The organism is Streptomyces sp. H39-S7, assembly GCF_027158205.1.
Taxonomy (GTDB): Bacteria; Actinomycetota; Actinomycetes; order Streptomycetales; family Streptomycetaceae; genus Actinacidiphila.
Genome location: NZ_JAPVLU010000017.1, coordinates 79,128 through 102,327 on the forward strand (window position 1 = coordinate 79,128; position 23,200 = coordinate 102,327).

Below are 23,200 nucleotides of genomic sequence, written 5' to 3' on the forward strand. Positions count from 1 at the left end.
TCGCGTAACCGCGTCGCGTACGGGGGCGAAACACGTACGGCGCAGGCTGGGCGCATGAGCCCGAGCACCGTTGACACACACTGTCCCTACTGTGCCCTGCAGTGCGGCATGGGACTGGTGGCGCTGCCCGCGGGCGGCGTCGAGGTCGTGGAGCGGACCGCGTTCCCGGTGAACAGGGGAGCGCTGTGCGGCAAGGGGCGCACCGCGCCCGAGGTGCTGGCGCGCGGCGCGCGGCTGACCGGGCCGCTGGTCCGCGGCGCCGGCGGCGCGCTGGAGCCGGCCGGCTGGGACGAGGCGCTCGACCGGGTCGCCGAGGGGCTGCTGCGGACGCGGGCCGCGCACGGCCGGGACGCCGTCGGCGTCTTCGGCGGGGGCGGGCTGACGAACGAGAAGGCGTACGCGCTCGGCAAGTTCGCGCGGGTGGTGCTGCGCACCTCGCAGATCGACTACAACGGCCGCTTCTGCATGTCCTCGGCGGCCGCCGCCCACCAGCGGGCCTTCGGGCTCGACCGGGGCCTGCCCTTCCCGCTGGAGGACATCGCCCGCACCGGCTGCGTGATCCTCGTCGGTTCCAACCTCGCCGAGACGATGCCGCCCGCGCTGCGCTATCTGACGGAGCTGCGCGAGCGGGGCGGCAAGCTGATCGTCGTCGACCCGCGCCGCACCCGCACCGCGGAGCAGGCCGATCTGCATCTGCAGCCCCGGCCCGGAACCGATCTGGCGCTCGCGCTCGGACTGCTGCACCTGGCCCTCGCCGAGGGGTACCTGGACGAGGAGTTCATCGCGGAGCGCACGAACGGCTGGGCGGAGGCGCGGCCGGGCGTCATGGCGCACTGGCCGGAGCTGGTGGAGCGCATCACCGGGGTGCCGGTGCCGCAACTGCGGGAAGCGGTGCGGCTGTTCTGCTCGTCTGGGGGCACCTCCCGGACGGAGTCTGGGGGAGGAATGGTGCTGACCGCGCGCGGTCCCGAGCAGCAGTCCAAGGGCACCGACACCGTCAGCGCCTGGATCAACCTGTGCCTCGCCACCGGCCGCGCCGGTCGGCCGCTCTCCGGCTACGGCTGCCTCACCGGGCAGGGCAACGGGCAGGGCGGGCGCGAGCACGGCCAGAAGGCCGACCAGCTCCCCGGCTACCGCAAGTTGGACGACCCGGCGGCGCGCGCACACGTGGCGGCGGTGTGGGGCGTCGATCCCGACGACCTGCCGGCGCCCGGACGCAGCGCGTACGAACTGCTGGACGCCCTCGGCGTGGACGTGCACGCGCTGCTCCTGATGGGCTCCAACCCGGTCGTCTCGGCGCCGCGCGCCGCGCACATCACCGAGCGGATCGCGTCGCTCGGCTTCCTCGCGGTCTGCGACGTCGTTCTGTCGGAGACCGCCGAGCTGGCGGATGTCGTCCTGCCCGTCACCCAGTGGGCGGAGGAGACCGGCACGACGACCAACCTGGAAGGCCGGGTGATCCTGCGCCGCAAGGCGATCGACCCGCCGCCGGAGGTCCGCACGGACCTGGAGGTCCTGCACGGGCTCGCCGCCCGCCTCGGCTGGGAGAAGGGCTTCCCGACCGACCCCGAGGAGGTCTTCGACGAGCTGCGCCGCGCGTCGGCGGGCGGCCCGGCGGACTACTCGGGCATCACGTACCGGCGGATCGCGGAGGAGGACGGCGTCTTCTGGCCCTGCCCGGAGACGTCGTCGCCGGCCGAGCACCCCGGGACGCCCCGTCTCTTCCTCGACCGGTTCGCGACGCCCGACGGCCGGGCCCGCTTCGTCCCGGTCCTGCACCGGCCCTCCGCGGAGGAGCCGTCCGCGGAGTACCCGCTCTACCTGACGACGGGCCGGGTCCTGGCGCAGTACCAGTCCGGCGCCCAGACCCGCCGCGTCCGTGAGCTCAACGCCGCCTCCCCCGGCCCCTTCGTGCAGCTCCATCCGCAGCTCGCCGAGCGGCTGGGCGTCGCCGAGGGGGACGCCCTCGCCGTCACGAGCCGCCGCGGCCGCGCCGTCGCCCCGGCGATGGTCAGCTCCGCGATCCGCCCCGACACCGTCTTCATGCCGTTCCACTGGCCGGGAGAGGGCCGCGCCAACAACCTGACCAACCCGGCCCTCGACCCGACGTCCCGCATGCCGGAGTTCAAGGTCTGCGCGGTGCGGGTGGAGCGAGCCGCGGCTGTCGGGGGCTGAACGTACGCTGGGGGCACATCCGGCGGATCAACCGAGGAGCGGCCGCGCCCATGTCCCACACCTATGACACGAAGGTCACCTGGACCGGCAACCTCGGTACCGGGACGAGCACTTACCGCGCCTACGACCGCTCCCACGAGGTCTCCGCCGCGGGCCTCCCCACCATCCTGGGCAGCTCCGACCCGACCTTCCGCGGCGACGCGACCCGCTGGAACCCCGAGCAGCTGCTCCTCGCCGCGCTGTCGCAGTGCCACATGCTCGCCTACCTGCACGTCTGCGCCGTCGGCGGCGTCACCGTCACCGCCTACACGGACAACGCGCACGGCACGATGGAAACCACCCCGTCCGGCGGCCACTTCACGGAGGCCATCCTCCGCCCCCAGGTGGAAGTCGCCTCCGAGGAGATGGCCGCCAAGGCCATCTCCCTCCACGACGACGCCCACCGCACGTGCTTCATCGCCGCCTCGGTCAAGTTCCCGGTCCGCCACGAGCCGGTCGTGACGGTCCGCACGTCCGGCTGACGCCGGGCCGGTGGCTCAGGTGCGGACAGTCCGGAGTGGTACGTCTGCGGCGGGGCGGGACGCTGCGCGCCCGGTTGGTCGCTGAGGTTGGAACATCGCGGAGCGGTGCGTCTGCGCGCGGAGGGGGGAGGGCCCCGGCGCTGCGCGCCTGGCAGTGAGACCGGTCCGCTGCGCTTCCCTGGCGGGGCCCGGGGGTTGGCCGGGCGGGTGGCGCAGCGCAGAGATGTCGGCGGGTAGGGACCGGATGATCAGCCTGAGGGGCCGGAGCCTCGCCAAGTGAAGCTCTGGACACACACGGTGATCAACATCTCCCAGAACATCGCCTCACGGGACCCACCAGACATCGCCAGTCACACCAGCCCCACATTCGGCGCAGAAGGAAGGACCAAACGCCGGTCCCCGCACGGGCGCCGCCCAGGCCGCATCTCCCCGCGCAACCACCCCGCCGCGCCGCGACGGGCCGCGCAGCGGGCCGACCCACAGGCGCGCAGCGGCGGGCCCCCTCCCCCCGGTCAAGGTGCGCAGCACCGCAGAAGAACCGCTCCGCACTGCTCGGACCCCAGCAGGGTCGGCCCGGCGTCTCCGCTCTCGATGGCGGAGATCTGCGACTGCGTCATGCCGGCCCGCTGGGCCATCTCGGCCTGGGACAGGCCCAGTTCCATGCGCCGGTCGTAGACCGCCTGGCCGAGCGCGAAGGCGTACCCGGCCTGGAGGTAGGCCGCGGACTCCTCGACCATCTCCCCCAGCAGCTTCCTGGTGCGGGTCGTCTTCCACTGGGAGTGATTCACGACCTCTCCTCCTTGTTCCGGTCATCGATGCGCTCAGCCGTCGCCAGATCCAACTCGCACCACACCTCCTTACCGCCAGGCCCCGGCCGCACGCCCCAGCGCGCCGCCAACGCCTGCACCAGGAGCAACCCGCGCCCGAACTGATCATCCGGCCCCGGACAGCGCGAGCGCGGGTGCGCGTTCTCCCGGCCATCCCTGACCGACACCCGCAGCACGCGCGCGGACAGCGCGAGACGCACCTCGAAGAGCCGTTCGGCCACGCACCCGTGCAATATCGCGTTCGTCGCGAGCTCTGACAGCAACAGGGCCGCATCACCGGCCAGTTCGGGATACCCCCACTCCGCGACCAGCCGCGCGGTCCGACGGCGGGCGAGCGTCACACTGCCCGGATACGGGGTGTAGTGGAGGGTGTCCTCACGGAGGACGAGTTCGTCGGAATCCTGCGGATCGGGTGGCTCTTGGGGGGCGATCAACATCGCTCATCTCCAGGTGGGATGGGTTCGGTGGCATTGCCACCCCGAGGCATGCCGGGGGCGGTGCACTTCCGTCACTCGACGCCGCTGTGCGAGCGGCTCATCACCGAGAGTAGTGGCGACATGGCAAACGAATCAACCTCTTCCCGAGAAATATCTATCCAACTGAGTTGCGTGGCCGGGCCGTACAACACCAGACTGGACGGGCATCACCCCGAAGGAGCCGCACGTGACAACCGGCCAGGCCACGCAGGGCAACAGCACATCGACCGTTCTGGGCCGTCGGCTCGGAGGCGAACTTCTCAGGCTCCGCGTCGCAGCCGGGATGACGCAGCCACAGGCCGCAACGGTGCTCAGCGCATCCACTGCGAAAGTCGCGAAGATGGAACGCGGCTGGGTGCCGATACGGGATCCCGACATCCGTGCGCTGTGCGACCTGTACGGGGTCAGCGACCTCTCAACTACCGCCGGCCTTCTGGAGCTGGCCGCCGCCGACCGCGGACGCAGGAAAGCGAAGGGCTGGTGGAACCAGTACCCGGAGCTCCGCTCGCTGGTCGAGTACGTAGCACTCGAGGATGTCGCCACCTCGGTCCGGACCTGGCAGTTGGCCTTCGTTCCCGGCCTCTTCCAGACCCCCGACTACGCACGGGCCCTCGCGGTCGGCAGCGCCGCCTGGGAAGAGCCGGACGAGATCGAGCGCTTCGTGGAAGCCAAGATCGCCCGACAGGGCAGACTCGGCGACGACCCGCCGCTGCGAGTCTGGGCCATCGTTTCGGAGGGGGCCCTGCGGCAGTTGGTGGGAGGCCGTGACGTGATGCGCGCCCAACTCGATCACTTGCTCCGGCTGTCGCACCTGTCCCAGGTCAACCTGCAGGTCCTCCCCTTCCGGGCCGGAGCGCACCCAGGAATGACCAGCGCGTTCAACATCGTCTCGTTCACCGAAACTGGCGCGATGGACGTGGTCTACATGGACACCACGTCATCTACGCTGTGGCTGGAGAGCCCGACGGACGCGGCACGCCACGCGGCACTCTTTGACCGGACCGCGCGACTCTCCCTTGCGCAGCACGACTCACGCGTCCTGATCGAGAGCATCCGCGAGGAGCAGTAGCACGTGCCTAACTTCGAGTTCGTGAAGTCCAGCTACAGCAGCGGCAACGGCGAATGCGTCGAAGTGGCGACCAACATCCCCGCAACCGTCGCCGTCCGCGACTCCAAGGACCCGCACGGTCCGGTTCTGATGTTCTCTCCCGAGGCCTGGGGCGCCTTTCACAGCGCCCTGACCACGGGCGAGTTCGACCACTGACCGTCAGCTGCGCGCGCGCAAGCGGCGGAGCATTCGGGCGTCTTCGAAGCCTACGGTTCGGGCCGCGGATTCGATGGTGGAGCCGTGGGAGATGAGGTGTTCGGCGCGCTCGACGCGGAGGAGCTGCTGGTAGCGGAGCGGGGTGAGGCCGGTGGCCTCGCCGAAGCGGCGGGTCAGGGTGCGTTCGCTGACGCCGGACGTGGCCGCGAGGTCGGCGAGGGCCAGGTGGTCGGAGAAGCGGGCGTCGATGAGGTCCTGGACGCGGTGGACGGCGTCGCTGAGGTGGGCGCGGTGCCGGAGCATCGCGCTGGCCTGCTGTTCGTCGCCGTTGCGGCGGGCGTAGACGACCATGTTGCGGGCGACGCGGGCGGCGGCGCCCGGCCCGTGCCGGCCCGCGACGAGGTGCAGCGCGAGGTCGATGCCGCTGGCGATGCCGGCGGAGGTGACGACGCGGTCGTCGACCACGTAGAGGACGTCGCGCACGACGGTGGCCCGCGGGTGGCGCAGGGCGAGTTCGTCCTGCACGTCGTGGTGGGTGGTGCAGCGGCGGCCGTCGAGGAGGCCGGCCCGGCCGAGGGCGTCGGCGCCCGCGCAGATGCTGGCGACGACGCCGCCCGCGGCGTGGTGGTCGCGCAGCCGCTGGAGCGTGGACTCCTCCAGCCGCCCGTTCTGGGTGAGGGTGCGGGACCGCCAGCCGGGGACGATCACCAGGTCTTCGGCGGTGAGTTCGGGCCAGCTGGTGGCTGCCCTGAGCGGGACGCCCTGGGCGGTGGGGATGTCCTCCTGCTCGGCGACGTAGCCGGTCTCGTAGTCGTGGCCGAAGTCGGCCGCGGTCGAGAACACCTGCGCCGGACCCGCGAGATCCAGCAGGTGCAGGTGCGGGACGAGCAGGAAGACGACCCGGGTCACGATCCGGTCAGCCCCTTGACGGTGGTCACCCGCGCGAAGCGGCCGGCGAGCGCGTACTCGGTGCGGGCGAGGATGTCGTCGGTCTGCAGGGTGCGGGGGTCGGCGAGGATCTCCTCGACCGGGCGGCCGGCCGGTGCGTCCCAGTGCTCGATGGGGGTGGTGGCGGTCGCGTCGGTGACGAAGGTGACCTCGTAGCCGAGGTCGGAGGCGAGCCGGGTCGTCGTCTCGACGCACTGCTCGGTGCGGATGCCGCTGGTGACGACCTCGGTGACCCCGCGCGAGGTGAGGAGGAGCTGGAGGTTGGTGGTGGTGAAGGCGTTGTGCGCGGTCTTGGTGAGCACCGGCTCTCCGTCGAGCGGCTCCAGGCCCTCCATCAGGCGGACGTGGCCGCTCTCCGGGTCGAAGGGGCCACCGGTGCCGGGCTCGCTGTGCAGCACCCAGACGACGAGGTCGCCCTCGGCGCGGGCGTGCGCCACGAGGCGGTTCACCTGGCCGACGATGCCGGGGTTGGACGTGGCCGCCCACAGCGGACGCTGGAGGAAGGACTGCTGGACGTCGATGACGATCAGTGCTCGGTTCATGCCTCGATCCTCGCCCTCGGCGGGGCCCGCGGGACAGACACCATCATGCCTCGAAGCGGACCGATCCGGTCACGAGCGCGTCAGACGTCATGGGCCGGCGGCACCGCCAGGGTCCGCAGCGCGACGAGCAGCGCCTCCTGGTCGGGCACCGCCCCGAAGAACGCCGCGTCGGTCGACTCGACGGCCGCGACCGCCTTCGCGGCGAGCCGGGCGCCCACGGGGGTGATGCCGAGCCGCTTGGCCCGGGTGTCGCTCGGATCGGTCACCCGGGTGAGCAGCCCCTTGTCCTCCAGCCGCCGCAGCACCTGGGACGTCATCTTCACGTCCGTACCGCTGTGCCGGGCCAGTTGCAGCTGGTTGGGCTGCTCGCCCTGGCCGTCGAGCCACCACAATCCGGCCAGCAGGACGAACTGGGCGTGGGTGAGGTCGAGCGGGGCCAGGGCCGCCGCGATGGCGCGCTGCCAGTGGAGGGACGTGCGCCAGAAAAGGAAACCGGGGCTGTCGTCGGGTTCTTCCATCGTCCGACCGTACCCGTCCGCGACGGCCGTACACGGCCCTCCGGGCAATTAATCTACGCAACGATCATCTTCGTGCAGATCACAGTGTGGAGCGCGACGCAGTGATGACATCCGTCTCACAGCCCCCGCCGTCCCGCGCTGAGGGCACCGTTCCCTCGGGGAAACGGATGCGATGCGGACGGGTAACAGCCGCGCCGCAGGCTGACGGGCATGGACATCGAGGCGGGCACCGAGATCGTGGTGGTGGGTGGCGGGATGGCCGGCGCGCGCCTGGCGCAGCAGCTCGCGCCCGCCGCCCCGGACGTCAGGGTGACGCTGTTCGGCGAGGAGCGGCACGCCCCGTACAACCGGGTGCTGCTCGCGGAGGTCCTCGCCGGGCGGTACGAGCCGGACGTCATCCGGCTGCCGGACACCGTCTGCACGGAACGCCGGGTGGTGCGGGTGGACCGCGCCGAACAGCTCGTGATCTGCGACGACGGCTCCGCCACCCACTACGACCGGCTGGTGCTGGCCACCGGCTCCAACCCGGTGCTGCCGCCGCTGCGCGGCCTGTTCGAGGCCGGGCGCGGCGAGCTGCCGCTGGGGGTGCACGCCTTCCGCACCATGGACGACTGCCTGGCGCTGTCCGGGGCGGTGAGCCCCGGTGTACGGGCCGTGGTCGTCGGGGGCGGGCTGCTCGGCGTCTCCGCGGCGCGGGCGCTCGCCGCCCGCGGCGCCCATGTGGTCCTGCTCCAGCAGGGCGAGTACCTCATGGAGCGGCAGCTGGACGAGCAGTCCGGCAAAGTGCTGCGCGCGCATCTGGAGTCGATGGGGATCGAGGTCCACACCGAGTGCCGGGTGCGCGGGCTGCGGACCGAGCCGGACGGCACGTCACGGGCCGTCCGGTCCGTCGAACTCGCCGACGGCTACTGCCTCGGCACCGACCTGGTCGTCCTCGCCTGCGGCGTGCGGCCCCGTACCGGGCTGGCGCAGGCGGCGGGGCTCGAGGTCGCCAAGGGCATCGTCGTGGACGACGAGCTGCGGACGTCCGACCCGCTCATCCACGCGATCGGCGACTGCTCGCAGCACGGCGGGGTCGTGTACGGCCTGGCCAATGCCGCCCGTGAGCAGGCCGACGCGCTGGCGCTGCTGCTCATCGGGGCGGCGCGGGCAGCGCACCCCGCGGCCGCGCCGCGCTACACGGGCACCCGCGCCCTGACCCGGCTGACCCTGGGCGGGTCGCACCCGAAGGAATCGACGCCCGTCGGCGCCACCGGCATCGCCCCCTTCGACCTCGCCGCCTTCGGCGACCCGCAGCCGGTCCCCGGCGACGACGTACTGCGCCTCACCGACGCGACCCGCGGCGCCTACCGGAAGGTCGTCATACGGGACGACCGGCTGGTCGGCGGGATCCTGCTCGGCGATCTCGCCGCGGTGGGCACGCTCGCCCGCACCTGGGAGGCCGACGAGCCGCTCCCGGCCACATCCGCTCCGCTGCTCCACCTGCTCACCAACGACGGAGGTTCCTGACCATGGCTGTTGACACGATGGACGCTGCCACGACGCCCACGATCGTGCTGGTCGGCCACGGCATGGTCGGACAGCGGTTCCTGGAGGCGCTGGCCGACCGCGGCGTCACCGAGCGCTCGCGGGTGGTCGTGCTGTGCGAGGAACCCCGCGCGGCGTACGACCGGGTACACCTGACCTCGTACTTCTCCGGGACGACGCCGGACGAGCTCGCCCTCGCCGAGGACGGCTTCATGGAGAAGCACGGCATCGAGCTGCGGCTGGGCGATCCCGCGGTCACCATCGACCGCGCCACCCGGACCGTGACGGCCCGCTCCGGGCTGGCCTTCGCCTACGACACGCTGGTGCTGGCCACCGGCTCCTTCCCGTTCGTGCCGCCGGTCCCGGGCAAGGACGCCGAGGGCTGTTTCGTGTACCGCACCATCGAGGACCTGCTGGCGATCGAGGAGTACGCCGCGTCCGGCGGCACCGGCACGGTCGTCGGCGGCGGTCTGCTCGGCCTGGAGGCGGCGGGCGCGCTGAAGGGGCTCGGACTGGACACGCACGTCGTGGAGTTCGCGCCGCGCCTGATGCCGGTGCAGGTCGACGAGGGCGGCGGTGAGGCGCTGCGGCGCACCATCGAGGAGATGGGCGTCACCGTCCACACCGGGGTCGGCACGCAGGCGATCGTCGCGGGCGAGGACGGCCGGGTCGCCGCGATGTCGCTGTCGGACGGCTCGACCCTCTCGACCGGCCTGGTGGTCTTCTCGGCCGGCGTCCGCCCCCGCGACCAGCTGGCCCGGGAGTGCGGGCTGCCCGTCGGCGAGCGCGGCGGGATCGTCGTGGACGAGCAGTGCCGTACCGAGGACGAGGCGGTCTACGCGATCGGCGAGTGCGCGCTGGCCTCCGACGGCCGGGTGTACGGGCTGGTCGCCCCCGGTTACGAGATGGCGGAGACGGCCGCGAAGATGATCGCGGGCGACGCCGGCTCCTTCAAGGGCGCGGACCTGTCGACGAAGCTGAAGCTGCTCGGCGTGGACGTGGCGAGCTTCGGTGACGCGCACGGCGCCACCCCCGGCTGCCTGGACGTGCTGTACTCCGACTCGCGCTCCGGTGTGTACAAGAAGCTCGTGGTCTCCCGCGAGGGCGTGCTGCTGGGCGGCATCCTGGTCGGCGACGCCGACTCGTACGGCATGCTGCGCCCGATGACCGGCTCGGTGCCGCCGGTGCCGCCCGAGCGGCTGGTCCTGCCGGCGGGCGCCGGCGGCCCGGTCGAGCTCGGCCCGTCGTCGCTGCCCGACACGGCGGTGATCTGCAGCTGCCACAACGTCACCAAGGGCGCGATACTCGACGCCGTCACCGAGCACTCCTGCACCACCGTGCCGGAGATCAAGAAGTGCACCAAGGCCGGTACCGGCTGCGGCAGTTGCCTGAAGGTGCTGGGGCAGCTGCTGCCCCCCGCCGAGGACCAGGGCCTGTGCGGCGACTTCGCGCACACCCGCCAGGAGCTGTACGAGATCGTGCGCGCGCTGCGGGTCACCTCGTTCGCCGCGCTGCTCGACAGCCACGGGCGCGAGGCGGCCAAGGGCGGCGAGGGCTGCGAGATCTGCAAGCCCGCGGTGGCCTCGGTCATCGCCTCGCTCGCGCCGTCCATCGGCGCTCCGGTGCACGTACTGGACGGCGGCCAGGCCGCGCTCCAGGACACCAACGACCACTTCCTCGCCAACCTGCAGCGCAACGGCTCGTACTCGATCGTGCCGCGCATCCCCGGCGGTGAGATCACCCCCGAGAAGCTGATCGTGATCGGCGAGGTGGCCCGGGACTTCGGCCTCTACACGAAGATCACCGGCGGTCAGCGGATCGACCTCTTCGGCGCCCGCGTCGACCAACTGCCGCTGATCTGGACGCGGCTGGTGGACGCCGGGTTCGAGTCGGGGCACGCGTACGGCAAGTCGCTGCGCACCGTGAAGTCGTGCGTGGGCAGCACCTGGTGCCGCTACGGGGTCCAGGACAGCGTGAAGATGGCCATCGACCTGGAGCTGCGGTACCGGGGGCTGCGCTCGCCGCACAAGCTCAAGTCGGCCGTCTCGGGGTGCGCGCGCGAGTGCGCGGAGGCCCGCGGCAAGGACTTCGGGATCATCGCCACCGCGTCGGGCTGGAACCTGTACGTCGGCGGCAACGGCGGCGCCACCCCGCGCCACGCGGACCTGCTGGCGCAGGACCTCAGCGACGCGGAACTGGTCCGGCTCATCGACCGCTTCCTGATGTTCTACATCCGCACCGCGGACCGCCTGGAGCGCACCTCCACCTGGCTGGACCGGATCGAGGGCGGCCTGGACCACGTCCGCGACGTCGTCGTGCACGACTCGCTGGGCATCTGCGACGAGCTGGAGTCGCTGATGTCCGCGCACGTCGCGGGGTACCGCGACGAGTGGGCCGACACCATCAACGACCCCGAGCGGCTGAGCCGCTTCGTCTCCTTCGTCAACGCCCCGGACGTGCCCGACCCCAGCGTCCGGTTCGTCGAGGAGCGCGACCAGGTCAAGCCCGACCTGGACCTCCTGGCCGGCCCGGTGCTGCTCGCCGGACCCACCCTCGCCATCCGCACCCTCGAAGGGACGGTCACCGCATGACCATCGAACTCCTCCTGGACGACACGTGGTTCCCGGTCTGCGACGACACGCAGCTGACGCCGGGCCGGGGCGTCGCCGCCCTGCTGCCCGACGGCTCGCAGGCGGCCCTCTTCCAGGACCGGCACGGCGCCCTGTACGCGATCGGCAACCGGGACCCGTTCACCGGCGCCTACGTCCTGTCCCGCGGCCTGATCGGGTCGGACGCGGGACGGGCGTACGTCGCCTCCCCGCTGCTCAAGCAGCGCTTCGATCTGGCGACCGGAACCTGCCTGGACGACGAAACGGTCAGTACCGCCTCGTATGCCGTCAGATCCCTGTAATCGCCCCCGCCGCCGGATCCACGTCCCGCAACGTGGCGCATACACAGCGAGTTGACAAGGTTAGGTTTACCTAACCTAAGATCGACGGGTGCTCAAGAACCAGCGGACGGCCGTAGCCGGTCGGCTTCCCTCCCCGGCTCGGCGGATACCGCTGTTCCTGCTCGGCGCACTCGCTCTGACGCTGTGCGGCGCCGCGAGCCTCGCGCTCGGCTCGCGGCCGGTGCCCCTCGGCACCGTGTTCGACGCCCTGTTCCACCACGCGCACAGCCGTGACGCCGTGGTGGTCACCGGACTGCGCGTACCGCGCACCCTCATCGGGCTCGCGGTCGGCGCCGCGCTCGGGGTGGCGGGCGCCGTCGCCCAGGGCGTCACCCGCAACGCGCTGGCCTCACCGACCACGCTGGGGATCAACGCGGGCGCGGGCTTCGCCGTCGTCACGGCCATCTACGCCCTGCATCTGACGCACCCCGCCCAGTACCTGTGGTTCGCGTTCGCCGGAGCGGCGGCCGCCGCGCTCTTCGCCCAGACGCTCGCCCGCCGGGCGGGCGACCTGGACCCGGTGCGCCTCGCGCTCGGCGGCACGGTACTGACGGCCGTCCTGGTCTCCTGGACCTCTGCCGTGATGCTGGCGAGCAACCGCACCCTGGACGAGGCCCGCTTCTGGCTCGCGGGCTCCCTGTCCGGGCGGACGCTCGACGTCCTCTACCCCGTACTCCCGCTCATCGCCGCCGGGTTGGTCATCGCCCTGGCCATCACCCCGGCCCTCAACGCCCTGGCCCTCGGCGACGAGACCGCGCAGGCGCTGGGCGTGCCGGTGGCGCGGATCCGGGTCGCCGGCGGCCTCGCCGTGGTGCTGCTCGCCGGCTCCGCCGTCGCGGTGGCGGGACCGGTCGCGTTCGTCGGGCTGGCCGCCCCGCACCTGGTGCGCCTGGTGTCCGGCAACGACCACCGGCTGCTGGTCCCCGGCTGCCTGATCGCCGGCCCCCTGCTGCTGCTCGGCGCCGACGTCCTGGGCCGCGTCGTGATCGCGCCCTCCGAACTGGAGGTCGGCATCGTCACCGCCTTCCTCGGCGCGCCGCTGCTCGCGGTGCTGGCCCGGAAGGTGGCCCGATGACCGCCCCTACCGTGCCCAGGCCTCGCCCCGCCACTCCGACGCGGCGTCCCTCACGCGGCCGCCGCACCGCCCTACTGGCCGCCGGCGCGGTGGCGGCGATCCTCGTGCTCGCCACCACCGCGCTCACCACCGGCCAGATCCCGATGCCCCCGCTCACCGCGCTGCGCGCCCTGATCGGCCTCGGCGACTCCGGCGACGTGTTGGTGGTCCAGGAGTTCCGGGCGCCCCGGGTGGCGGCGGCCCTCGTCGCCGGAGCCGGCCTCGCCGTCGCCGGGGCGCTGCTGCAGCGGCTGTTCCGCAACCCGCTCGCCTCCCCCGACGTCATGGGCGTGACCGGCGGCGCCTCGCTCGGCGCCGTCTCGCTGCTCGCCACCGGCGCCTCACAGACGCTCATCCCGCTGGCGGCCCTCGGCGGCGGGCTGCTCGCCGCCGTCCTGCTCGGCGCGTTCGCGTGGCGGTCGGGACTCGGCGTCACCCGGCTCGTCCTGGTGGGGCTGGCCGTGCAGGCCGGGCTGGCCGCCGCCGTCAACCTGATGGTGGTGCGCTTCCCCGCCGAACTCGCCAACTCGGCGCTGCAGTGGACGACGGGGTCACTCTACGGACGGACCTGGACCGAGGTGTCCGCCGCGGGCGGGGCCATGGCCGCGGCGATGGCCGCCGCGTTCGTCCTGCACCGGCGCCTCGCCGTCCTCGACCTGGGTGACGACTCGGCGGGCGGGCTCGGCCTGGCGCCGTCCGCGGCGCGCCTGCAACTGCTGCTCACCGCCATCGTGCTGGCGTCGCTGGCCGCCGCCCTCACCGGCCCGGTCGCGTTCGTCGCACTCGCCGTACCGCACGTGGTCCGCTTCCTCGCCGGCCCGCCGACCGCGGGAACGCTCGCCCTGTCGGCGCTGACCGGCGCCGTCCTGCTGCTCGGCTCCGACCTGGTCGTCCAGCATCTGCTGCCGGTGCACGGACTGCCCGTCGGCGTGGTCACCGCGACTCTCGGCGCCCCCTGGCTCCTCGCCTTGATGATCCGTCAGAGCAGGCCCACGCACAGGAGTTTCGGATGACCGCCCGCGCCGACCGGCCGCCGCCCACCCAGCCGCGCATCAAGCCACCCACCCAGCCACCCGCCAGGCCCCGCACCGCGCCGCACACCAACCAGCTCTCCACCCACGGCCTGGACCTGCGCTACGGCGACCGCACGGTGATCGGCGGCCTGGACCTCGTCCTGCCCGGCGGCGCCGTCACCGCCATCGTCGGCCCCAACGCCTGCGGGAAGTCGACGCTGCTGCGCGGGCTGACCCGGCTGCTCCCTCCCGCCGCCGGCAGCGTCGCCCTGGACGGCGCGGACATCCACCGGATGCCCGCCCGCGCGCTGGCCCGCCGGATGGGGCTGCTGCCGCAGCAGCCGGTAACCCCCGACGCGATCACCGTCGAGGCCCTGGTCCGGCTCGGCCGCTACCCGCACCAGCGGCTGCTCAGCCCCTGGTCGGCCACCGACCAGGCCGCCGTCGACGAGGCCCTGGACCGCACCGGCACCACGGAACTGCGCAACCAGCACGTCGACCAGCTCTCCGGCGGCCAGCGGCAGCGCGCCTGGATCGCGCTGGCCCTCGCGCAGGACACCGAGCTGCTGCTCCTCGACGAGCCCACCACCTTCCTCGACCTGCGCCACCAGCTCGACGTGCTCGACCTGGTCTCGGACCTGCACGCCGAGTCCGGGCGCACCGTCGTCATGGTGCTGCACGACCTCGGCCAGGCCGCCCGGTACGCCGACCATCTCGTCGTCCTCCAGGACGGCCGGCTGGCCGCGGCCGGCCCGCCCTCCGAGGTGCTCGACGCCGCGCTGGTGAAGTCCGTGTTCGACGTGGAGTGCCAGGTCATCCCCGACCCCGAGACCGGCACCCCGCTCGTCGTCCCGCGCGGACGCGCCAGACGCCACACCGCCGTCGTCACCAGCTGACCCTCCCCCGTCCCCCCTTCTGCTCCAACGGCAAGGACCCCCACCCTCATGAACACCAGAGCCCCGCTCCGCCGGCGCCTCGTCCGGCTGATCGCCGCGCCCGTCGCCCTCGTCATCGGCGTGGGCGCGCTCGCCGCCTGCGGCAGCGAAACCGGGACCAAGGACGGCAAGGCGAACGCCGCGGCCACCGCCGACGGCTTCCCGCGCACCCTCACGCACGCCATGGGCAGCACCACGATCCCCGCGAAGCCGCAGCGCGTGGTCGTGCTCGACACCGGCGAGCTGGACGACGTGACGATGCTCGGCATCACCCCGGTCGGCGCGGTCGCGCCGCACCTGAAGTCCGAGGGCGGCTTCCCCGCGTACCTGAAGGGCAGGACGGACGGCACCAAGGACGTCGGCCCGTCCGCGGAGCCCAACCTGGAGCTGATCGCGTCCCTCAAGCCGGACCTGATCCTGTCCTCGAAGGTCCGCCACGAGAAGGTCTACGACAAGCTCAAGGCCATCGCGCCGACCGTCTTCACCGCGACCACCGGCTTCCCGTGGAAGGCGAACCTGGCCGTCCACGCCAAGGCCCTCGGCCTGGAGAAGGAAGCCGCCACGGCGCTGACGTCCTACGAGGCCCGCGCGAAGAAGCTCGGCGAGGCCATCAAGGCCAGGAACGGCGGCAAGGAGCCGACCGCGTCGGTCGTCCGCTTCGTCGCCGGCCCGACCCGGCTCTACCAGCTGGACTCGTTCAGCGGCGTCGTGCTCACCGACATCGGCCTGCGCCGCCCGGCCTCGCAGAACGTCCACAGCGCGATGCTGGAGGTCGGTCCCGAGCAGATCGACAAGGCCGACGCGGACCTCGTCTTCGTCACCGTCTCCGACGACCCTGCCAAGACGCAGCAGAGCGTCGTCGAGTCCAACCCGGTCTGGAAGGACCTGGACGCGGTCAGGAACCACAAGGTCGTCAACGTGACCGACGAGACCTGGATGTCCGGCATCGGCGTGCAGGCCGCGATCAGCATGCTCGGCGACGTGGCCAAGGCCGCGGGCGTCGACCTGCCGAAGTAACGCGCTCCGTGTGAGAGGGGGCGGGCCTCCTCCGCCGGCCCGCCCCCTCCCCCTCCACACGTTCCAGAACAGGACCACCGGCCATGCGGCTGTATCTGCTCGCGCTCAACCCCACGGACTCCGTCACCGAGGGCTTCCTGCCCGCCGCCTCACGGCTCGGCCTGGACGTCACCCTGCTCACCGACTCCCCCACCGCTCACCAGGAGCTGTACGGCGACCGGGTGGACGTCGTGGAGTGCGACGTACGCGACTTCCGTGCCGTCATCACCCGGATCGCCACCGGCCCCGCCCCCCACGCGGTCTTCACCAACAGCGACCACCTGCAGACCCAGGCCGCCCTCGCCGCCGCGTACTTCGACCTGCCCGCCAAGCCCTGGCAGGCGGCCCTGCGCGCCAAGGACAAGGCGCAACTGCGCCGCCACCTGGCCGCCACCGGCGCCGACACCGTGTGGTCCGCCGAACTCCCCGCCGGCGAGGACCCCGCGACCCTGCTGGAACTGCCGGTCCCCTACCCGTGCGTGGTGAAACCGCGCGAAGGCGTGGCCAGCGAGGACGTGGTCCTGGTCGGGGGTCCGGAGGAGCTGGTGCGGCGCTGCAAGGAGATCCAGGCGCGCCGCCCGCGGGCGGCGCTCGTGGCGGAGGAGTACCTGACCGGCGAGCTGTACACGCTGGAAACGCTCGGCGACGGCCGCACCCGGCACGTCCTGGGCGGGTTCCACACCGAGCTCTCGGCACTGCCCCACTTCATCGAGGAGCGCCTCACCTTCGTCCCCGCGCACCCCGAGCCGGTCGTCGCGCAGGTCCTCGCGCAACTGGACGCCCTCGGCGTCGGGTTCGGCGCCTGCCACACCGAGTTCGTGGTCCAGGACGGCCACGCGCGCATCATCGAGGTCAACTACCGGGCCATCGGCGACCAGTGCGACCTGCTGCTCGCCGGGCTGCTCGGCATCCCGCTCTTCGAGCTCATCCTCGGCGTCCACCTCGGTCAACCGCTCCCCGCCGACCTCGGTGCCCGCGACGACGGCCGCGCCCGGCTGGATTACCCGTGCGCGGAACGGGCGGGCACGCTCACCGCCGCGCCCGCCGCCACCGAGCGCACGGTGGACGGCGTCCGGCTCGTCTACCGCCCGCTGCGCGCGACCGGTGAACGCCACGAACTGCACCACACCAACCGCGACTACCTCGGCGTCCTGCGCGCCACCGGCACCGACCAGGACGCGGTGGACCGCGTCGTGACGGAGTTCCTCGGGGCGCAGCGCTGGGAGATCACCTCGTGACGGGCACCGGAACGGGCACCGATGCCGGGGTGGGGACCGACACCGACACGGAGCTGACACTGCGCGTGCTCAGCGCCCTGCTGCGCGAGGACGTCGTCGGCCTGCGCACGCGCTCCACCCTCATCGAGGAGTCCGACGGGCACTGGCTGCGGCTGCCCTACTCGTACGGTGGTGACGGGAACGGCGGTGACGGGACCGGCGGCTTCGAGGACGCGCTGCTGCTCCCGGTGACCGAGGACGGCTTCCAGTGCGAGTACGCGGCACGGCTGCCGCTGCTGCGACGCGCCTCCGACGGCCGCGAACTCACCGGCACCGACGCCGTACTGCGGGCACTGCGCGCCCTCGCCGACCCCGTCGACCGGGCCGGGTTCGACGCGTTCGCCGAGGAGTGCCGGCAGACCGCCGAGACCCTGCGGCTGCACGACCGGGAGCGCGGCGCGGTGACCACCCGGCTCGCCGAGCGGTACGGCTCCGACACCGCCTACTGGACGTACGCCCGCGGCCTGGGCTTCGACGCGCTGGCCGCCTTCCACGACCACCCGGTGTATCCGACCTCGCGCGGGCGCAGCGGCCTCGGCGAGGCGGAACTGCGCGCCTACGCACCGGAGTTCCACGAAGACGTCGCACCGCGCTGGCTCGTGCTGCCCCGCGAGGCCGTGACGGAGTCCGGCGGCGGTCCCGCCGAGCCGTACGCGTACCTGTGGCCGACGCCCGTCTCCCTCGGCATGCCGGAGCTGCGCGACACCCACACCGTACTTCCGCTGCACCCGCTGACCGTCGGGGAACCGCTGGACGCCGCGCTGCGCACCGCCGGCCTGGAGGGGCGCGCGTTCCTGGCGGAGCAGCGGCCCCTCACCCTCCTCCCCACCCTGTCCATGCGCACGCTCGCGGACCGCACGTACCCACTGCTGCACCTGAAACTGCCGCTGGCCACCGCGACCCTCGGCCTGCGCAACCGGCGGACCATCAAGCCCGGCACCCTCGCGGACGGGGCCGCCTGCCAGCTCCTGCTGAGCCAGGTGATCGCCCGCGAACCGCGGTTCCGCGACACCGTGCTGCTCGCCGACGAGCGCCGCTACGCGCACGCCGGGCACGAACTCCTCGCCGTTCTGCTGCGCCGGTACCCGGAGCACCTGCAGAACTCCGTGCTGGTCCCGATGGCCGCACTGCTCGCCGGCGCCCCCGACGGCCGGCTGGTGATCGACCAGCTCGCGGACCGCTTCTACGACGGCGACCCCGTCGCCCTCCTGGACGCCTGCCTGACGCTGCTGTTCGACTGGCAGACCACGCTCTTCGGCTACGGCATCGCCCTGGAGTCGCATCAGCAGAACGTCTCGCTCGCCCTGGACCGGGACCGCGCGACGGGCGCCACCCGGCTGCGGCTGGTCCTGAAGGACAACGACGGACCGCGGATCAACACGGCGCGGCTGAGCCGGGCCCTGGGTGAAACGCCGGCCCGCATCGACGAGTTCGACGACGAGCGCATCTTCTGCGTCTCCGACGACCCGCTCGTCGACCTGTTCACGACCATCACCGTCCACCTCTGCGCGGGCTCGTACGCCTTCGGACTCGCCGACCACGGCCGGGCACCGCTGGACGAGCTGCTGCGGCTGGTCCGCGACCGGCTCTCCGAGGCCATCGACCGCCTGGGCGGCGCGCCGGCCGAACTGCTGCGCGCGCGGGTGCTGGACGCCGAGCGGCTCCCGGTCAAGGCGATGGTCAGCGCGGGGACGCTGCTCAGCAAGGAGCGCTCCGGCGCGGCCGACATCAACAAGCACTACACGACGGGCCCCAACTACCTGCGGGCCGAGTCGACCGAGCCGACCGGGTCGACCGGACCGGCCGGGACCGGTCCGAGGTGAGCGCGGAAGCGGCGACGCTGGCCGGCGCTCCGGCCCCCGCCCTGGGGCGCCGCCAGGTGCACGCGGTGGCGGCCTGCTACTTCGTCGCCTCGTTCGCCGCGCTCGGCCTGCCCCCGTACCTGACGTCGATCCTGCCGGAACTGGGCGACACGACCGCGCACTGGGCCGGGCTGCTCTACATCGTCCCGACGGTCTTCGGCGGCCTCGCCGCCCCGCTCTGGGGGCGGCTGGCCGACCGCTACGGCCGCAAACGGCTGCTGCTGCGCGCCCAGCTCGGGCTGGCGCTGTCGTTCCTGCTGGCCGGAGCCGCCGACTCGCTGCCCACGTTCACCGCCGCCCTCGTCCTGCAGGGCATCCTCGGCGGCACGTTCGCCGCCACCAACGGCTATCTCGCCGCGGGTCTCGACGGCACCCGGCTGTCCTGGGCCCTGACCCTGATGCAGGGCAGCGCCCGCGCCGCCCTCGTCGCCGCACCCATCGTGGTCGGCTCCCTGTCCCCATGGCTCTCGCCACACCGCCAGTACGCGCTGCTCGCCCTCCTCCCCCTGGGCGCCGCCGCGATGCTGCTGGCTCTGCCGGAACCACGGGAGAGCGTCGCGCTCCCGCCGGTGCGGCTGCAGGAGACGCGGCCCGGCACCGCGCAGCGCCGGCTGCTGCGGGAGCTGTACGTCTTCGAGTTCGCGTTCGTCTTCTCGACCGTCATCTCCTTCCCCTACCTCATCGCCCTGCTCGGCGACCGAATATCGGGGATCTCCGCGGTCGTCTCCGGGTCGCTCTTCGCCCTGCCGCACCTGTGCTACCTGCTCTTCGCCGCGCCCGTGCACTCCGCCTTCCGCAACCGCCCCCGGCTCGGCATCGCCCTCGGTTTCACGGCGGTGGCCGCGGGCCTCGCGGGGCACGCCACCGCCGGTTCGCTGATCACGTTCACGGCCGTCCGGCTGCTGCTCGGGGCCGGCCTCACCCTCGGCCTGGTCGGTCTCTCCCTGCTCGCCGCCGACGCGGTGCAAGGCCGTTCGCCGGGAAGGATGTTCGGCTCCCTGGAGTTCGTCTCCAAGGGCGGGGCCGTCGCCGCCGGAGTGGTCGCCGCACTCGGCAACAGCGCCTTCGGACCGACCGCGCCCGTGGTCGCGGGCACCGCGGTCGCCCTGATCACCGTCGCAGCCGCCGTACACGCTCTCTTCTCGCACCCTTGATGGAGCCGTTGATGACGCTTCCCCTGCACCTCGCGCAGCCCTCCCCCTCACCCTCCTCCTCCACCACCGCCGGCGACCTCGCCGCGGGCCTTCCGGCCGCCGATGACGTCGTGGCGCACACCCTGCTCAACTGCCTGCTCCGCGAGGTCTCGGGACCCGAGCACCAGACGGCGGTCGCGGACGGCCACCTGCTGCTGCGGCTGCCCCGCGCGGGCGCGCTGCTGCGGGTCGCGCTGCGCCGCACGTCACTGATCGGCGCCCACCGGTTCTCCGGCCCCGTCGCGGAGCGGCACGCGGACACGTGGAAGGAGTTGGACTGGTACCGCCTCGCCGAGCACGTGCACGACGAGCTGTCGCTGCGGACCGGGGTGCGCAACGACGAGTTCCTGGACCAGATCGTCTCCAGCCACCGGGGCGTCACCGCCGCCCTGTCGCTCCCCCGCGAGCTGCCCGGCGACCACACCGGATCCCCCGGGACGGGTGACCTCGACTACCTGGAGTCCGAGCAGTCCCTGCTCTTCGGCCACCGCTTCCACCCCACCCCCAAGGCGCGCACCGGCGACCCCGCGTCGTGGGCCGCGTACGCCCCCGAGGCGGGCGCGACGTTCCCGCTGCGCCACTTCGCCGTCCGCGAGCACCTGATCGCGGAGGAGCGCAGCGAACCCGGCGCCGCCGACCCGCTGGACCGGCTGCGGCCGGTGCCCGCCGGCTACCGGCTGCTGCCCGCGCACCCGTGGCAGTACGGTCTGCTGCACGAGCACCCGGCGCTGCGCGCGGCCCTGGCCTGCGGCGACATCCTCGACCTGGGCACCGGCGACGTGCCCGCGACGCCGACCGCGTCGGTCCGCACCCTGTACGACGGTGAGACGTTCCTGAAGTTCAGCCTCAACATCAGGATCACCAACTGCCTCCGGAAGAACGCCGCTTACGAGCTCTCCGGCGCGGTCGCGCTCACCCGCCTGCTGCAACCGGTCTTCGCCGACCTGGCAGAACGCTTCCCGGCTGTGGCCATGCTGCGGGAGCCCGCGTACCGCAGCCTCGCGCTGCCCGGCCCCGACGGGCGACCGGACCTCGGCCTGCTGGAGGGCTTCGGCGTCATCGTCCGCGACGGCCTGGACGCGCACCTGCGCCCCGGTGTCACCCCGCTGCTGGCCGCCGCCGTCGCCGACGAGTACCCGACCGGCGCCGCGCACATCTCGCGGCTCCTCGCCGGAACGGGACCGCAGGCCGCCCTCGACTGGTGGACGGCGTATCTGCGGCTGCTGCTGCCGCCGGTGCTCGCCGCCTACTTCGACCACGGCGTCGTGCTGGAACCGCATCTGCAGAACGTGCTGATCGGGGTGGACGGCGAGGGCTTCCCCGTCCAGGTCCTCCTCCGCGACCTGGAGGGCACCAAACTCATCCCCGAGCACCACACCGCCACCCTCGCCGCCCTGCCGGCCGATGTCGCCGCCCCGATGACGTACGACGCGGAACGCGGCTGGGACCGCGTCATCTACTGCCTGCTCGTCAACCACGTCTCGGAACTCCTGGCGGCACTCGCCGACCTGCATCCGCAGACGGAGACGGTCCTGTGGGCGCGGGTCCGCACCGTGCTGCGCGAGTACGCGGACGGCCACGGCTGCCCGCCCCGCCTCAGCGCCCTGCTCGCCGGGGTCCCGCTGCCGGCCAAGGCCAACCTCCTCACCCGCTGGGAACGCAAGGCCGACCGCGAGGCCGGCTACGTACGGCTGCCCTCGCCGCTGGCCGAGGACGTGCTGGACGACGCGGACGACGCGGACGACAGCGACCGCACCGAGCCCTGGAGCGCCCGATGACCCCGCCACCCGTCGTGCCCCCGCTCACCGGGGCGGTCCGTGAACGGGCCGCGTACCTCGCCTCCGACGACCTGCCCGCCTACGTCTACGACCTGGCGGAGCTGCGCGCGCACGCCGCCGCCGTACGGGCCGCTCTCCCCGAGCGCGTCGAGCTCTACTACGCCGCCAAGGCCAACCCCGAGCCGGAGATCCTGGCCGCGCTCGCCCCGCACGTCGACGGGTTCGAGGTCTCCTCCGGCGGCGAACTGGCCCATGTGCGCAAGGCCGTCCGCAACCGTCCGCTGGCCTTCGGCGGCCCCGGCAAGACCCCGGCCGAGCTCGCGACCGCGCTGGACCTGGGCGTGGAGCGCTTCCACGTGGAGAGCGAGTACGAGCTGCGCATGCTCGGACACCTCGCCGCACGGCTGGCCCCCGGCCGGACCGTCCCCGTCCTGCTGCGCTTCAACCTGCCGGTGCCGGGCGCGGCCCTGGAGGGCAGCTCGCTGGCGATGGGTGGCCGCCCGACGCCGTTCGGCCTCGACCCCACCCAGGCCGACAACGCCGTACGGCTGCTCGCCGATCACCCGCAGCTGGAGCTGCGCGGCCTCCACGCCCACCTCGCCAGCGGCCTCGACGCGGCGGCGCAGCTCGCCGTGGCCGGCGAAGTGGTCGCGTTCGCGGTGGCCCTGGCCGCCCGGTACGGCGTCGCGCTGCCCGAGGTGAACGTCGGCGGCGGCATGAACGTGGACTACACCGACCCGGGCGTCCGCTTCGACTGGACCGCGTACGGCGAAGGTCTCGCGCGCCTCACCGCCGCCCACCCCTCCCTGCTGCTGCGCATCGAACCGGGTCGCGCCCTCACCGCGTACTGCGGCTGGTACGCCACCGAGGTCCTGGACGTGAAGCCCAGCCACGGCGAGGAGTTCGCCGTGCTGCGCGGCGGCACCCACCATCTGCGCACCCCGGCGACCAAGGGCCACGACCAGCCCTGCACGGTCCTGCCCGTCGACCGCTGGCCCCACCCCTGGCCGCGCCCGGCCGCCCGGCAGGACCACATCACCCTCACCGGGCAGCTCTGCACACCAAAGGATGTGCTGGCCCGCCGGGTTCCGGCGGGCGGTCTACGGGCCGGGGACCGGGTGGTGTTCGCGCTGGCGGGGGCATACGCGTGGAACATCTCGCACCACGATTTCCTGATGCACCCCCGGCCGGGCTTCCACTTCCTGGGCGGTGCTTGAATCGCAC

At 73.0% G+C, this 23,200-nt stretch carries 21 protein-coding genes; 16 read left to right on the top strand and 5 right to left on the bottom strand.

All coding sequences use genetic code 11. The features are described from left to right. The first annotated feature begins 54 nt into the window (after nucleotides 1–54). Complete coding sequence (locus tag O3X23_RS18310; protein ID WP_269272479.1) at nucleotides 55–2,175, top strand: molybdopterin oxidoreductase family protein; 2,121 nt, start codon at nucleotides 55–57, stop codon at nucleotides 2,173–2,175. Nucleotides 2,176–2,225: 50 nt separating this feature from the next. Next, a complete protein-coding gene (locus tag O3X23_RS18315; RefSeq protein ID WP_269272480.1) occupies nucleotides 2,226–2,696 on the top strand; it encodes an OsmC family protein in 471 nt (156 codons plus the stop codon). Nucleotides 2,697–3,208: 512 nt separating this feature from the next. Here O3X23_RS18315 and O3X23_RS18320 read toward each other — a convergent pair. Then, complete coding sequence (locus O3X23_RS18320) at nucleotides 3,209–3,484, bottom strand: helix-turn-helix domain-containing protein (protein WP_269272481.1); 276 nt, start codon at nucleotides 3,482–3,484, stop codon at nucleotides 3,209–3,211. After that, nucleotides 3,481–3,960 carry an ATP-binding protein gene (locus tag O3X23_RS18325; RefSeq protein ID WP_269272482.1) on the bottom strand — a complete coding sequence of 160 codons (480 nt, stop codon included), beginning with the start codon at nucleotides 3,958–3,960 and terminating at the stop codon, nucleotides 3,481–3,483. The genes O3X23_RS18320 and O3X23_RS18325 overlap by 4 nt, the downstream gene beginning before the upstream one ends. Before the next feature lie 226 nt (nucleotides 3,961–4,186). Between O3X23_RS18325 and O3X23_RS18330 the strand changes: the two genes are divergently transcribed. Together O3X23_RS18330 and O3X23_RS18335 are read left to right on the top strand one after the other, a co-directional pair. Continuing rightward, the gene (locus O3X23_RS18330) at nucleotides 4,187–5,068 is read left to right on the top strand and encodes a helix-turn-helix domain-containing protein (RefSeq protein WP_269272483.1); all 882 of its coding nucleotides are present in this window, start codon (nucleotides 4,187–4,189) and stop codon (nucleotides 5,066–5,068) included. Between the two features lie 3 nt (nucleotides 5,069–5,071). Next, nucleotides 5,072–5,263, top strand: coding sequence for a DUF397 domain-containing protein (locus O3X23_RS18335; protein WP_269272484.1), 192 nt, complete (start codon nucleotides 5,072–5,074; stop codon nucleotides 5,261–5,263). A gap of 3 nt (nucleotides 5,264–5,266) precedes the next feature. Here O3X23_RS18335 and O3X23_RS18340 read toward each other — a convergent pair whose 3' ends face one another. From O3X23_RS18340 to O3X23_RS18350, 3 genes are all read right to left on the bottom strand, one after another. Further along, nucleotides 5,267–6,172, bottom strand: coding sequence for a GlxA family transcriptional regulator (locus O3X23_RS18340; protein ID WP_269272485.1), 906 nt, complete (start codon nucleotides 6,170–6,172; stop codon nucleotides 5,267–5,269). After that, the gene (locus O3X23_RS18345; RefSeq protein ID WP_269272486.1) at nucleotides 6,169–6,753 is read right to left on the bottom strand and encodes an isochorismatase family protein; all 585 of its coding nucleotides are present in this window, start codon (nucleotides 6,751–6,753) and stop codon (nucleotides 6,169–6,171) included. Before O3X23_RS18345 ends, O3X23_RS18340 begins: the two co-directional genes overlap by 4 nt. Nucleotides 6,754–6,833: 80 nt before the next feature. Continuing rightward, nucleotides 6,834–7,271, bottom strand: coding sequence for a MarR family winged helix-turn-helix transcriptional regulator (locus tag O3X23_RS18350; RefSeq protein WP_269272487.1), 438 nt, complete (start codon nucleotides 7,269–7,271; stop codon nucleotides 6,834–6,836). Between the two features lie 210 nt (nucleotides 7,272–7,481). On the opposite strand from O3X23_RS18350, the gene O3X23_RS18355 reads away from it, so the two are divergent. The 12 genes from O3X23_RS18355 to O3X23_RS18410 all read left to right on the top strand — a co-directional run bounded on the left by O3X23_RS18355 (nucleotide 7,482) and on the right by O3X23_RS18410 (nucleotide 23,193). Beyond that, the gene (locus O3X23_RS18355) at nucleotides 7,482–8,780 is read left to right on the top strand and encodes an NAD(P)/FAD-dependent oxidoreductase (protein ID WP_269272488.1); all 1,299 of its coding nucleotides are present in this window, start codon (nucleotides 7,482–7,484) and stop codon (nucleotides 8,778–8,780) included. A 2-nt stretch (nucleotides 8,781–8,782) separates the two neighbouring features. Next, a complete protein-coding gene (gene nirB / locus O3X23_RS18360; protein ID WP_269272489.1) occupies nucleotides 8,783–11,389 on the top strand; it encodes a nitrite reductase large subunit NirB in 2,607 nt (868 codons plus the stop codon). Then, on the top strand, nucleotides 11,386–11,709 hold the full coding sequence (nirD, locus tag O3X23_RS18365) for a nitrite reductase small subunit NirD (RefSeq protein ID WP_269272490.1): 324 nt from the start codon (nucleotides 11,386–11,388) through the stop codon (nucleotides 11,707–11,709). The genes nirB and nirD overlap by 4 nt, the downstream gene beginning before the upstream one ends. An 88-nt stretch (nucleotides 11,710–11,797) precedes the next feature. Beyond that, nucleotides 11,798–12,823, top strand: a complete 1,026-nt coding sequence (locus O3X23_RS18370) for a FecCD family ABC transporter permease (protein WP_443047882.1) — start codon at nucleotides 11,798–11,800, stop codon at nucleotides 12,821–12,823. Further along, entirely contained in the window at nucleotides 12,820–13,875 is a 1,056-nt protein-coding gene (locus O3X23_RS18375) for a FecCD family ABC transporter permease (protein ID WP_269272491.1), read from the top strand. Before O3X23_RS18370 ends, O3X23_RS18375 begins: the two co-directional genes overlap by 4 nt. Beyond that, a complete protein-coding gene (locus O3X23_RS18380) occupies nucleotides 13,872–14,771 on the top strand; it encodes an ABC transporter ATP-binding protein (protein WP_269272492.1) in 900 nt (299 codons plus the stop codon). The genes O3X23_RS18375 and O3X23_RS18380 overlap by 4 nt, the downstream gene beginning before the upstream one ends. 48 nt (nucleotides 14,772–14,819) lie before the next feature. Continuing rightward, on the top strand, nucleotides 14,820–15,827 hold the full coding sequence (locus O3X23_RS18385) for an ABC transporter substrate-binding protein (RefSeq protein WP_269272493.1): 1,008 nt from the start codon (nucleotides 14,820–14,822) through the stop codon (nucleotides 15,825–15,827). 83 nt (nucleotides 15,828–15,910) lie between these two features. Next, on the top strand, nucleotides 15,911–17,104 hold the full coding sequence (locus O3X23_RS18390) for an ATP-grasp domain-containing protein (protein ID WP_269272494.1): 1,194 nt from the start codon (nucleotides 15,911–15,913) through the stop codon (nucleotides 17,102–17,104). Then, the gene (locus O3X23_RS18395; protein WP_269272495.1) at nucleotides 17,101–18,966 is read left to right on the top strand and encodes an IucA/IucC family protein; all 1,866 of its coding nucleotides are present in this window, start codon (nucleotides 17,101–17,103) and stop codon (nucleotides 18,964–18,966) included. Before O3X23_RS18390 ends, O3X23_RS18395 begins: the two co-directional genes overlap by 4 nt. Next, entirely contained in the window at nucleotides 18,963–20,159 is a 1,197-nt protein-coding gene (locus tag O3X23_RS18400; protein ID WP_269272496.1) for an MFS transporter, read from the top strand. Before O3X23_RS18395 ends, O3X23_RS18400 begins: the two co-directional genes overlap by 4 nt. A gap of 11 nt (nucleotides 20,160–20,170) precedes the next feature. Next, nucleotides 20,171–21,976: an IucA/IucC family protein gene (locus O3X23_RS18405; RefSeq protein WP_269272497.1), complete on the top strand. Its 1,806-nt coding sequence runs from the start codon at nucleotides 20,171–20,173 to the stop codon at nucleotides 21,974–21,976. Further along, on the top strand, nucleotides 21,973–23,193 hold the full coding sequence (locus tag O3X23_RS18410; RefSeq protein ID WP_269272498.1) for a type III PLP-dependent enzyme: 1,221 nt from the start codon (nucleotides 21,973–21,975) through the stop codon (nucleotides 23,191–23,193). The genes O3X23_RS18405 and O3X23_RS18410 overlap by 4 nt, the downstream gene beginning before the upstream one ends. Nucleotides 23,194–23,200 lie beyond the last annotated feature (7 nt).